This is a genomic window from Lonepinella sp. BR2271, assembly GCF_051851515.1.
Lineage (GTDB): Bacteria > Pseudomonadota > Gammaproteobacteria > Enterobacterales > Pasteurellaceae > Lonepinella.
Genome location: NZ_JBPDVF010000010.1, coordinates 66,068 through 78,181, shown reverse-complemented (window position 1 = coordinate 78,181; position 12,114 = coordinate 66,068). Strand labels below are relative to the sequence as shown.

The window sequence follows — 12,114 nt, the reverse complement described above, 5'->3', positions numbered from 1 at the left end:
AAATCATGTCAATTTTTGATACAGTAAAATTAGAAAGCACCGCCGAAAAAGGCGGTTACGGAATCGGTTTACAAATCGGTCAACAGCTCGCTGACAGCGGCATGCAAGTGTCCGCTGAAGCCGTGGCGAAAGGGATTTATGATGTATTAAACCAAAATAAACCCGCTATCGCCTTAGAAGAAGTGAGCAAAGCCTTACAACAAATTCAACAAGAGGCTCAAGCGGCGGCGCAAGCACAATTTCAACAAATTGAAGAAGAAGGCCGTGCGTTCTTAGTGGAAAATGCGAAAAAAGAGAGCGTGAAAGTCACTGAAAGCGGTTTGCAATATGAAATCATTACCACCGGAACAGGCAATAAACCAAGCCGTGACAGCAAAGTGCGTGTACATTATACGGGTAAACTGATTGACGGTACGACTTTTGACAGTTCTGTGGTGCGTGGCACGCCGGCTGAATTTCCAGTTAGCGGCGTGATTGCCGGTTGGACTGAGGCCTTACAATTAATGCCTGTGGGTTCCAAATGGCGTTTAACCATTCCACATAATTTAGCCTACGGCGAACGCGGTGCCGGTCAATCTATTCCGCCATTTAGCGTGTTAGTGTTTGACGTGGAATTGTTAGGTATTCTTTAATCACAAAAAAGTGCGGTGTTTTCCACCGCACTTTCTCTATCTTTTTTCTGAGTTAACTCACTTCTTTAATCCGTAACTCTTTCGGCACTTCAAACACAATATCTTCTTCTTGCCCTGCCAGTTCTTCGACGTCGGTCACGCCCAATGCTTTTAGGCGATCAATCACCGATTTCACTAATACTTCAGGAGCAGATGCACCCGCCGTTAAACCAATGGTTTCAACCCCATTTAACCATGCAGGATCAATATCTGCTGCATCGTCAAGCAATTTGGCTGGCGTTCCCATACGGTTAGAAAGTTCTGCCAAGCGATTTGAATTAGATGAATTTTTAGACCCCACTACAATGACTAAATCCGATTGTTCCGCTAAATCTCGCACCGCTTGTTGACGGTTAGTGGTGGCATAACAAATATCATTTTTGCGTGGCCCTTGGATACTTGGGTATTTCTGTTTCAAGGCTTCAATCACATCTGCCGTATCATCAATGGATAGCGTGGTTTGGGTCATAAAGGTGAGATCTTCGTCATCTCGTAATTTGAGTTTAGCAATATCTTCCACATCTTCCACTAAGAAAATACCGCCGTCATCATTACTATATTGCCCCATAGTACCCTGTACTTCAGGGTGACCATTATGACCAATTAAAATGGCTTTGGTGCCTTTTTTACTGGCTCGGGCCACCTGCATGTGGACTTTGGTCACCAATGGACAAGTGGCGTCAAATACTTTCAATTCCCGATCTTTGGCTTCTTGTCGCACCGCTTGTGACACACCGTGAGCAGAGAAAATCACAATCGCCCCATCAGGCACTTCGCTTAATTCTTCCACGAAAATTGCCCCACGTTCACGCAAACCATTCACTACAAAACGGTTATGCACCACTTCGTGACGCACGTAAATAGGGGCGCCATGAATTTCTAAGGCAAGCTCAACAATGCTAATAGCACGATCGACACCGGCACAAAATCCCCGAGGGTTGGCTAAAATAATTTTCACTATTTTTTCTCCACCTTATTTTTATCACCGTTTTTTAATGCGTCTAGCACTAATAAACCGGCGCCCACACAAATGGCAATATCGGCCACGTTAAACACCGGATAATGCCAATCTTGCCAATAAAAATCAAAAAAATCCACCACAAAACCGTGGTACATGCGATCCACCATATTACCTAATGCACCGCCGATAATTAAGGCATAAGCGGTGTTTTGTAGCTTTTGAAGTGCGGTGTTTTTTTTCAAAAAATAAATTAATACGGCGGAAATGGCCAAAGCTAAGATAATAAAAAAGTATTTTTGCCAACCGCCGTGATCAGCGAGAAAACTAAAGGCTGCGCCAGTGTTGCGGGCGTAGGTGAGGTTGAAAATGGGGAGGATGTTAATGCTTTCGTAGAGTTGGAAGTTTTCTACGATAAGGTATTTGGTCGCAAGATCGGCGATAAAGGCGATAAGGGCGAGCCAGAGGTAATGTAAGCCGTTTTTGTTTTGTTTTGATGTCATTTTTTGTTTTTTATAAAATGGGTTGATTTTAATTTAAATCGGGTTTCGCCGTTGGCGACTTACTTTTTCTTTGCTTTTAGTAAAATCGTATTTCGCCCAATGGGCGACCATACTTTCTTTTGCTTGTAGCTAGAACGTATTTCGCCGTTGGCGACTTACTTTTTCTTTACTTTTAGTAAGATCGTATTTCGCCCGATGGGCGACCATACTTTCTTTTGCTTGTGCAAAAGAAAGTAGGCAAAGAAAAGCACACCCCGACTTCACCGCTTTTCTTGGCTTGGTTGAAATTTTTTAACGGTAAAATCGCAACTCGCTACGCTCACAAACGCTTTAGCGTTTGAACGTTGCTTTAGCAACGACCCGTAGGGCGAACGCAGTGAGTAAACATGGCGATTTTACCTAAAAATTTCAAGTCGCCAAGGCGGTTCAGACGGGGCCCCGTTACGTCCGTATCTATTATATTTACTACAAAAATTATGCTCATTATTCCCTCTCCCTTTGGGAGAGGGTTAGGGTGAGGGTTTTCACCTACGCAAATTTCCGCACTTCGCCATTGCCATTGACATTTTCTTCGCAGCGTGAACACAAGGTGTTTTCTGCTGGGCTGTCGGAATAGTGCCAGCAACGTGGGCATTTGTGGTGAGCAGAGCGAATCACTTTGATCGCTAAGCCTTTTACTTCGCCCTCGGCCACGTCGGCTGTGGCCAATGGTTTTACATCCGCTTTGGATGTGATTGTCACAAAGCGTAATTCATTGCCTAATTTTTCTAATAAGGTTTGGTATTCTTGATTAGCAAAAATGGTGACTTCTGATTCTAAGCTACCACCAATCACTTTGTCATTACGTGCGGTTTCTAATACACGGTTGATCTCATCACGTACGGTTAACACTTGTTGCCAGTAAGCGTCATCAAATTGTGTATTTGAGTCTAAGGCAAATAAACCGTCGTAAAATTCTTCGGTAAACACAAATTCACTGCGTTCACCTGGGATATAATGCCAGATTTCATCGGCAGTAAAGGATAAAATCGGGGCGATCCAACGCACTAAGGCCTCGGCAATATGCCATAAAGCGGTCTGACAGCTACGGCGTGCAAGGCTGTCCGCTTTGGTGGTGTATTGACGGTCTTTGATAATATCTAAATAGAATGACCCCATTTCGATAGAACAGAATTTCATCAAACGTTGCACCACGGCGTGGAATTGATAGTTGTCGTAATTATCTTTAATTTCATTTTGTGCCTGTAATGCACAATCCACGGCCCAACGGTCTAAGGCGATCATGTCTTCTGGTTTGACAAGATCACGTGTCGGATCAAAACCGTTTAAGTTCGCCAATAAGAAACGTGCGGTGTTACGAATACGGCGATAGCTGTCAGCAGCACGTTTTAAGATTTCATCTGAAACCGTCATTTCACCGGTATAGTCTGTGGAGGCCACCCAAAGGCGTAAAATATCACCACCGAATTTATCCATCACCTGTTGTGGGGTGACGATATTGCCGATAGATTTTGACATTTTGCGACCTTGACCATCCACCGTGAAACCATGGGTCAGCACTTGTTTATAAGGGGCTTTATTGTCCGTTGCCGTGGAAAGCATTAACGATGACATAAACCAACCACGATGTTGATCGGAACCCTCTAAATACATATCCGGTTCATTACCACCAAATTCAGGACGATGTGGCGCTACCGCAGAATAGGTGGATCCCGAGTCAAACCACACATCAAGGGTGTCTGGTACTTTGTGGTAATGTGCTGAATCGTCACCAAGCAAGTCTTTTGGATCGAGATCCCACCAAGCCTGAATGCCGTTTTGTTCCACTAATTTTGCCACTTGTTCAATTAATTCTTGCGTGCGTGGGTGTAATTGTTCGGTTTCGTTATGAATAAACAACGCCACCGGCACACCCCAAGTACGTTGACGTGAGATACACCAGTCTGGGCGGTTTTCCACCATTTTTTCAATACGCGCTTGACCCCAATCTGGGATCCAACGGACTTTTTTAATTTCGCTTAATGCCTGTTGACGTAACCCTTTGGTTTCCATACCAATAAACCATTGTGGGGTGGCACGGAAAATCACTGGGGTTTTGTGTCGCCAGCAATGTGGGTAGCTGTGGCGGATTTTTTCTAATTTGAGTAATGCCCCCACTTCGTCTAATTTTTCTAACACTTTGCCGTTGGCTTCAAACACGCCAAGACCAGCAAAAAATTCTGTTGAACTGATAAATTTACCGTCATTGCCAACCAATCCAGCCATGCCAATATCATATTGACGCGCCACCACATAGTCGTCTTGACCATGATCTGGTGCAGTATGCACTAAACCCGTACCGCCGTCTAAGGTAACGTGATCGCCTAAAATAAACGGCACTTGATAGGCATAAAATGGGTGATTGAATGGCAATAATTCCAGATCGGCACCTTTGGCAGAACCAAGTACTTTCCAACTTTCTACGCCAATGGCTTTCGCCACTGATTCCACCAGTTCTTTGGCCAGAATCAAGCGTTCGTCACCGAATTGCACGATTTGATAGTCAAATTCTGCATTCAACGCAATGGCTTTATTAGACGGAATGGTCCAAGGGGTTGTGGTCCAAATCACTGCGGATAATTTGCCTTGCCCTTTTTCAGTTAAATTAAAGGCTTTTTCCACCGCACTTTCATCGGCGGCTTGGAATTTTACATAAATAGACGGTGAGGTTTTATCTTCATATTCGACTTCCGCCTCGGAAAGCGAAGAGGCACAATCTAAACACCAATATACCGGTTTTGCCCCTTTGTATAAGTGTCCATTCGCTACCGCTTTACCAAACGCACGGATAATATTCGCCTCGGTCGCAAAATTCATGGTTAAATAAGGATTATCCCAATCCCCAATCACGCCCAAACGGATAAAATCTTTTTTCTGACCTTCTACTTGTTCAGTGGCATATTTACGGCATTCCGCACGAAATTCAGCCGCCGTGACATTCTGATTCGGCTTACCCACCAAGCCCTCGACTTTCAACTCAATCGGCAAGCCGTGACAATCCCAACCCGGCACATAAGGCGAGTCATAACCTAATGCGGTTTTGGATTTGACAATCATATCTTTTAAGATTTTGTTCACCGCATGACCGATATGAATTGTGCCGTTTGCATAAGGAGGGCCGTCATGCAAAATAAAGGTTTTCTTGCCTTTGCCTGCTTGGCGAATTTTGCTATAAAGATGCTTATCGTACCAATTTTTTAACATAGCGGGTTCACGTTTCGCCAAATCCCCACGCATTGGAAAACCTGTTTCAGGTAGGTTTAAGGTATTTTTGTAATCAACTTGTTCTGACATATTTTTACCAATTTATAAATTTACATAAAAGAGAGCGTATTAACCAAAATTAATACAAAGGAATGCACGCATTATACGCTGAAATAAGGAAAGATTAAACCTAAATTACATACTTAAAAGAAAGGGATATAGTGCATTTACTTGCTAAGTAAACTGCAAATCTATGCGAAGATAACAACACATCAACTCGCCAGCAACATCACATTACGAATTAATTCATTAACCTGATGAATTTTAGTAGCTGGTTGACGCTGTAACCAATCGCTAACATCTTTCTCTAGTAACTGTGTTGGCAATGTAGTTTGTACTTTTGCCACTAAAGGGTGCTGAATAATAGTCGCATGTTCAATATCAAAGTCATCAAAATAGCCTTTATCTATTTCTGTATTTTTGCTCATATCTTTTATCTGCCTTTATTGCTGTAATTAAACGAATATGGTTTTCTCTTTCGGCCCAAGCTACCACTAATAATCGAGCCTTAACGCTTAATCCGATGGTGATATAACGGTTCTCATCATACTTAAAGCGGTTATCCTCAACCGTCACACAATTCACATCATTAAATACGGTGATACATTCTTCAAAGTGAATATCATGTTGGTTGAATACCAATTTTTCTTTATCGCTATCCCATTCAAAGACAACACCATTCACAATTTTCCTAACGGTAGCCACGGTTTGAAACCCTACAATTTATATTTATTCTGATTCTAAGTTATTTTCTTTAGTTTGACAAGCAGAGTAAAATCTAAACAATTTTTCTTAATTATCTAGTTGTAGCAATTTTTGCTGTTTTTTCTGCTCACGTCTTTGCTTAAAAAAATCACTCAATTTTTCACCGCACTTTTCCGCTAAAATGCCCCCTGTAATTTCTAAAACATGGTTCATTTTATAATCATCAAAGAAATGAAAACGTGAACCTACAGCCCCAGTTTTGTAATCGTATGCACCAAAAACAAGGCGTTTAATGCGACTGTGTAAAATGGCACCGGCACACATGGTACAGGGTTCGAGAGTGACATAGAGTGTGGTGTTGAGTAAGCGGTAATTTTGGATAGTTTCTGCCCCTTGACGTAATGCGATGATTTCGGCATGAGCGGTGGGATCGTTGTGGGTGATGGATTGATTCCAGCCCTCGCCGATGATGTGGTTGTTTTCGTCAACGAGGACGGCACCCACGGGGATTTCGCCGAGATCTTGGGCTTTTTGGGCGAGATCGAGGGCGTGTTGAATGAAATGTTGATCGAGTTGGTGTTGGGTTTGAATTTGATTTTCTTTCATCATTTGTCTTTGTATTTTAAATCGGGTTTCGCCGTTGGCGACTTACTTTTTCTTTACTCGCTACGCTCGCCCTTCGGGCCGTTGGCATAGCCAACGTTCAAAATCCTTTGGATTTTGTGCTCGTGCAAAGCAAAAGTAAGCAAAAAGAAAGCACGCCCCAACTTTGCCTTGTTTCCTGAAAATACTTTAATTTGCTTAACGGAAAATGGCTGAACTCGCTTCGCTCAGACAGACGCCATTTTCCTACAAATTAAAGTATTTTCAGGCGGCAAACATGGGGACCCCATTGGTGAAATAACAAAATTCAGTGCAAGCTACGGAGTAGCTTTACTGTATTTAACCTAGTACGCAAGGGCTAGGTGTATTTCGTGGTAGAACCTAGTACTCTCGTACTAGGTTAAGCATGGAAACGCTACTCCGTAGCCCGTAGCTTAAAAAATACCTATTTTCTCACCGCACTCTTACCTACGCTCGATCAAAAACTGGGGCCCCGTCTGAACCGCCTGAGCGTTTTGGTATTTTTAGCTAAATTTTGCCTGTCTGAGCGTAGCGAGTTCAAAATTTAGCGTGAAGAAAATACCAAATAAGCTCAGAAAAGCGGTGAAGTCGGGGTGTGCTTTTCTTTGCCTACTTTCTTTTGCACAAGCAAAAGAAAGTACGGTCGCCAACGGCGAAATCCGTTAAACACTGAACGGATATTTAATCGCCCCATGACTCTCATACCCCACCACTTTAAAATCATCCATCGTCACCCAAGTCTCTAAATCTTCAAGGCTTTTAATCTCTGGATTAATCTCTAACTTAGGTGATCGAAACGGCTCACGTTTTAGCTGCACATCACGCATTAATTCAAGCTGATCTTCATAAATATGCGCATTTACAATTTTATGATAGGCTTTGCCGGCTTTTTTACCGGTAATCTGTGCCATTAATGCTAAGAACGTAAACACTTGAATTTGATTAAAATTCAAACCCAATGGCACATCACAAGAACGCTGATAGCTAGTTAAATAAAGAGTATCCCCCAACAAAGAGAATGTGTGACTGTACATACAAGGACGTAAACAGCCAAGCTCAATTTCACCAGGGTTTAAAAAGGTCAAAATCTCACCACGGTCATCAATGCCTTTACTTAAATTATTGACGATTTTACGTAATTGATCCACAGTTTCGCCGTTTGGCTTTTGCCAACGTCTGCCTTGCACACCATAAACTCGGCCCATATCGTCGGTACCTTTACGATTCGGATTAGTTAACCAAGCCTGATTTTCATTGGCATTGGCGTCCCAAGTTTTTGTACCCAATTGACGAAAATCGGCGGCATTATCATAACCACGAATATAACCTAAAAATTCAGCAATGGCGGCTTTCCAATAGCTTTTTCTTGTGGTAATAATCGGAAATTGGTTATTCGCTACATCATATTCCAGATCGGCATTGATCACGGTTAAACAACGTTTGCCTGTTCGTTCGTTCTCAATCCAAGTGCCTTTATCAATGATACGTTGGCATAAATTTAAATATTGTCGCATAAAAATTCCTTACTTTTTCACCGCACTTTTACGGTACGCCCACCATATAATCATCAGCCCGCCGATAATCATCGGTAAACACAACAACTGACCACGGGTAATCAGATCTTGCGCCGTATTCACGTGATGATCGATTTCTCGCACATATTCCACCAAGAAACGGAAACAGCCATAACCAATCAAGAATAACCCTGACACGGCGCCCATTGGACGTGGCTTACGAATAAATAAATTTAAAATCACAAATAACACCACGCCCTCTAATATCGCCTCATATAATTGTGAGGGGTGCAAGGGAATGTCACCTTGATAGCCATAGGGGAACATGGCCCAAGGCACGGCGTCCAGATTTTCAACGGGGCGACCCCATAATTCATTGTTAATAAAATTGCCTAAACGGCCTAAGCCTAAACCAAATGGCACGAGCGGTGCAATCAGATCGGCGGTTTGCCAGAAGCTGCGTTTTTGGCGTATGGATATGAGTATCATGGCTACAATCACCCCGATTAATCCACCATGGAACGACATGCCGCCCTCCCAGATTCGGAATAAATACAGCGGATCTTGTAGGAATTTGTCAAAACTATAAAAGAACACGTCGCCAATACGACCACCTAAGATCACGCCGGCAAAACAGCCATAAAGCAGTTGATCGAATTGATCGGTATTCCACGTGTGTGGCGACTGTTTAACCCGTCGCATACCGAGCCAATAGGCAAAGCCAAAGCCCAATAAATACATCACACCGTACCAATGTAAATGGATCGGACCCAGTGAAAGGGCAACGGGGTCAATATAAGGTAAATGAATAAAATCGTGCATAAATTCCCTTTTGAATTAGCTAATTAACATTTTTAATGCCACAAAAATTAAAAATACCGCAAAACAACGTTTTAAGGTCGCCACCGGTAAGCGATTGGTCACCATCACACCTAATTTGGTGGTAAACATAGAGGTTAACGTAATGCCTAACACGGCGGGTAAATACACATAACCAAGTGACCAATCAGGCATATTCTCTAAGTGCCAACCACTGGAAATATAACTTAAGGATCCCGATGTTGCGAGCAACATACCACAAAAAGAGGAAGAGCCAATGGCTTGTTTCATTTCATAGCCTCTTGCATTTAAGAATGGCACAATAAAACCACCGCCACCAATGCCCGCAAAACTGGAGGCAATGCCAATCAGGCCACCGCCAATAATCGCAGATTGCGTGGTTAAGGGTTTATTTTGCATTTTGGATTTCGCAGACAAGATCATTTTGATCGCTAAATACACGACCAAACAAGCAAAAATTTTACTGGAATAGGCTTTAGGCAGCTGGCTCACAAAAAAGCTGGCTAAATAAGTGGCTACCATAATAGCGGGCGCAAAAATCTTTAAGGATGGCCACACAATGTTACCCGATTTGTAATGATTATAGGCGGAGGAAGCACCTGTAATAATGATCGTAGTGAATGATGTTCCCAAAGCCACTGACATCAACATCGGATCAGGAATCCCCATCATGGGCAATAAATACACCAACACCGGCACAATCACTAAGCCACCGCCAATCCCAAATAAGCCAGCGAGAAAGCCGACCACACAGCCCACGGCGAGGCAAATCAGTAAAAATGATAACATCTTAATATCTCCGTTTTTTCTTGGTTTTTTGTTGAGATTTATGGTAATAAGGCGACCGATTTGGCATGCCTTTTGCTCTCTCTTTCGGGTTGTCTTTTGCGGTTTCTTTCGGCATCTCTTGCACGCTGTCTGACGCCTTTTCTTTTGCTGTCACTTTAGAATTAACCAACAGCACATCCGTTTTATGTGGATCAAATAACGCCAAAGCAAATTCTTTCATGGCTTTACGATACACTTCACGCTTAAAAGACACCACTTGACGCACCGGATACCAAAAACTCACCCAACGCCAACCATCAAATTCAGGGGTTTTACTGCAATTCATATTAAGTGCTTGTTCATCACTCATTAACTGCAACAAAAACCACTTTTGTTTTTGTCCAATGCAAATCGGCTTACTGTCATGACGTAACAAACGTTTCGGTAGCTTATAACGTAACCAGTGCCGAGAGGAACAAACAATACGAACGTCTTTTTTGGTTAATCCCACTTCTTCATATAATTCACGGTACATGGCCTGCTCAGGCGTTTCATTATCATTGATCCCCCCTTGCGGAAACTGCCACGAATTTTGTCCGTACCTTTTTGCCCAAAGCACTTGCCCTTTTTGATTACAAATGACAATACCCACATTGGGACGGTAGCCATCGCTATCGATCACTATCGTTTATCCTTAAAATTAGCTAATCTGAATGTATTGTGTTGGATTATGGCACAATCTGTGATTTTAGCCAATACTCTATCTCTTTTTATCTTCATCAGCGCATTTTCTTGGCCTTGTGTATAACGCGGTGTATAACATGGGGAAAAGCCTTGAATAAAAAAAGATAAATTCATTTATCGCACAAAAACATTTTATTAGACAAGGCATTTGGGCTTTTTGCTTAAAGATCCAGCATAAAAAATCAGGCGTAAATGACACCGCACTTTTCCACAGAATCATACACAATTCCACCTGTACAGGTTGACAAAATCGGTTAAATTCAAAGAAGATGGCACATTTATTCTCTCTGGCTGTGGATAAAATTGTGACAGTTTCAATGATAACCTAAAAGAAAAATTAACTGCGGTGCAAAATAACAAAATTTATCTTTATTTATTAATCAGATAGAAAAACAATATGAAGAAAATAAAATACCGCACATCCCGCCGTCTATTTTTTAGACAAGACAATTCACCGATAAAAAGAGGCATAAACGAACATTTATGCCTCTTTTTCTTATCGGATACTCACCGAAAATGTTATACACATTCATTGACCTGACGATCGCCCAAGGTGCCATCATCAATAATCGCTTTTTCTACGCCAATAATTTCTTTCACTTTTGCGCCATCTTTGAAAAACACAAAACCGCCACTCAGCATTTTTGTCCATTTTTCATCTTTGGTTAATGGGAAAGTGGTAATAATTGTGACCTTATCGCCCTCTTTGGCGTAATCATTAAAGTCAATCACGCCCTCGTCATCAATACGTTGTGCCTTACCAAAAGGTGCTTGACGGGTCAAATAATGGAGGTTGGTAGAACAATGGCCAATCATCCATTCGCCATTCGACAGGATAAAGTTAAAGGTGCCGTGTTGAGATAAAAATTCCGTCACTTCTTGCACTGCTGAAAAAATTTCTTGTTCAGAGGGTTTACGCTGAAAACGTGTTTTTAACACTTCCGCCATATAACAAAACGCTGCTTCAGAATCAGTCGAACCTATCGGCTGACAAAAACTGCCCGTCATATCGGGCAAATCGTGCAAATTGCCGTTATGCGCAAACACCCAATTTTCGCCCCAAATTTCCCGAATAAACGGGTGCGTGTTTTCAATATCCACGCTGCCTTGGGTGGCTTTGCGAATATGGGCAATTACGTTTAATGACTTTATGTTATATTGTTTAACACAATCCCCAATCGGCGACAAGGCGGCGGGACGATTATCACGAAAAATGCGTACGCCTTTGCCCTCAAAAAAAGCAATCCCAAAACCGTCAGAATGACTGTCTGTCAGTCCCGCACGACGCCGAAATCCCTCAAAGGAAAACACGATATCCGTTGGCGTATTACAATTCATTCCCAACAATTGACACATAGAAAAAAACCTAAAAAATAAACCCTTACATTTAACAGTGATTTAACACGATAATTTGAACATTTACAATATTTTTTGAAAAAATTTTTTAGATCAAATTCGAATTAAAACACCGAAAAATACATAAG

The 12,114-nt window shown here is 42.1% G+C and carries 12 protein-coding genes; 1 reads left to right on the top strand and 11 read right to left on the bottom strand.

Annotation, left to right across the window (positions count from 1 at the left end):
• Nucleotides 1-5 precede the first annotated feature (5 nt).
• Complete coding sequence (locus ACTG7X_RS08865) at nucleotides 6-632, top strand: FKBP-type peptidyl-prolyl cis-trans isomerase (RefSeq protein WP_439258118.1); 627 nt, start codon at nucleotides 6-8, stop codon at nucleotides 630-632.
• Between the two features lie 52 nt (nucleotides 633-684).
• Here ACTG7X_RS08865 and ispH read toward each other — a convergent pair whose 3' ends face one another.
• The 11 genes from ispH to ACTG7X_RS08810 form a co-directional block, all read right to left on the bottom strand.
• Nucleotides 685-1,629, bottom strand: a complete 945-nt coding sequence (gene ispH, locus ACTG7X_RS08860) for a 4-hydroxy-3-methylbut-2-enyl diphosphate reductase (protein WP_439258117.1) — start codon at nucleotides 1,627-1,629, stop codon at nucleotides 685-687.
• Nucleotides 1,629-2,132, bottom strand: a complete 504-nt coding sequence (gene lspA / locus ACTG7X_RS08855; protein WP_439258116.1) for a signal peptidase II — start codon at nucleotides 2,130-2,132, stop codon at nucleotides 1,629-1,631. Before lspA ends, ispH begins: the two co-directional genes overlap by 1 nt.
• 528 nt (nucleotides 2,133-2,660) lie before the next feature.
• Entirely contained in the window at nucleotides 2,661-5,465 is a 2,805-nt protein-coding gene (gene ileS, locus ACTG7X_RS08850; protein WP_439258115.1) for an isoleucine--tRNA ligase, read from the bottom strand.
• A 182-nt stretch (nucleotides 5,466-5,647) separates the two neighbouring features.
• Nucleotides 5,648-5,863 carry a hypothetical protein gene (locus tag ACTG7X_RS08845; protein ID WP_439258114.1) on the bottom strand — a complete coding sequence of 72 codons (216 nt, stop codon included), beginning with the start codon at nucleotides 5,861-5,863 and terminating at the stop codon, nucleotides 5,648-5,650.
• Complete coding sequence (locus ACTG7X_RS08840; RefSeq protein WP_439258113.1) at nucleotides 5,838-6,140, bottom strand: BrnT family toxin; 303 nt, start codon at nucleotides 6,138-6,140, stop codon at nucleotides 5,838-5,840. Before ACTG7X_RS08840 ends, ACTG7X_RS08845 begins: the two co-directional genes overlap by 26 nt.
• Before the next feature lie 87 nt (nucleotides 6,141-6,227).
• Nucleotides 6,228-6,746: a tRNA adenosine(34) deaminase TadA gene (gene tadA, locus ACTG7X_RS08835; protein ID WP_439258112.1), complete on the bottom strand. Its 519-nt coding sequence runs from the start codon at nucleotides 6,744-6,746 to the stop codon at nucleotides 6,228-6,230.
• 680 nt (nucleotides 6,747-7,426) lie between these two features.
• Entirely contained in the window at nucleotides 7,427-8,278 is an 852-nt protein-coding gene (locus ACTG7X_RS08830) for a thymidylate synthase (RefSeq protein ID WP_439258111.1), read from the bottom strand.
• A 9-nt stretch (nucleotides 8,279-8,287) separates the two neighbouring features.
• The gene (lgt, locus tag ACTG7X_RS08825; protein ID WP_439258110.1) at nucleotides 8,288-9,100 is read right to left on the bottom strand and encodes a prolipoprotein diacylglyceryl transferase; all 813 of its coding nucleotides are present in this window, start codon (nucleotides 9,098-9,100) and stop codon (nucleotides 8,288-8,290) included.
• 15 nt (nucleotides 9,101-9,115) lie between these two features.
• Nucleotides 9,116-9,907: a sulfite exporter TauE/SafE family protein gene (locus ACTG7X_RS08820; RefSeq protein ID WP_439243665.1), complete on the bottom strand. Its 792-nt coding sequence runs from the start codon at nucleotides 9,905-9,907 to the stop codon at nucleotides 9,116-9,118.
• Nucleotide 9,908: 1 nt separating this feature from the next.
• Complete coding sequence (gene rppH / locus ACTG7X_RS08815; RefSeq protein ID WP_439258109.1) at nucleotides 9,909-10,568, bottom strand: RNA pyrophosphohydrolase; 660 nt, start codon at nucleotides 10,566-10,568, stop codon at nucleotides 9,909-9,911.
• Between the two features lie 581 nt (nucleotides 10,569-11,149).
• Nucleotides 11,150-11,986 (bottom strand): class II glutamine amidotransferase, encoded by an 837-nt coding sequence (locus tag ACTG7X_RS08810; RefSeq protein WP_439258108.1) that lies wholly within the window; start codon nucleotides 11,984-11,986, stop codon nucleotides 11,150-11,152.
• Nucleotides 11,987-12,114: the final 128 nt, after the last annotated feature.

What these genes read in the sequence shown, in the direction of transcription:
- ACTG7X_RS08865 (WP_439258118.1), top strand. Translation starts at nt 6, where the DNA reads ATGTCAATTTTTGATACAGTAAAATTAGAAAGCACCGCCGAAAAAGGC.
- lspA (WP_439258116.1), bottom strand. Translation starts at nt 2,132, where the DNA reads ATGACATCAAAACAAAACAAAAACGGCTTACATTACCTCTGGCTCGCC.
- ileS (WP_439258115.1), bottom strand. Translation starts at nt 5,465, where the DNA reads ATGTCAGAACAAGTTGATTACAAAAATACCTTAAACCTACCTGAAACA.
- ACTG7X_RS08845 (WP_439258114.1), bottom strand. Translation starts at nt 5,863, where the DNA reads ATGAGCAAAAATACAGAAATAGATAAAGGCTATTTTGATGACTTTGAT.
- tadA (WP_439258112.1), bottom strand. Translation starts at nt 6,746, where the DNA reads ATGAAAGAAAATCAAATTCAAACCCAACACCAACTCGATCAACATTTC.
- ACTG7X_RS08830 (WP_439258111.1), bottom strand. Translation starts at nt 8,278, where the DNA reads ATGCGACAATATTTAAATTTATGCCAACGTATCATTGATAAAGGCACT.
- lgt (WP_439258110.1), bottom strand. Translation starts at nt 9,100, where the DNA reads ATGCACGATTTTATTCATTTACCTTATATTGACCCCGTTGCCCTTTCA.
- ACTG7X_RS08820 (WP_439243665.1), bottom strand. Translation starts at nt 9,907, where the DNA reads ATGTTATCATTTTTACTGATTTGCCTCGCCGTGGGCTGTGTGGTCGGC.
- ACTG7X_RS08810 (WP_439258108.1), bottom strand. Translation starts at nt 11,986, where the DNA reads ATGTGTCAATTGTTGGGAATGAATTGTAATACGCCAACGGATATCGTG.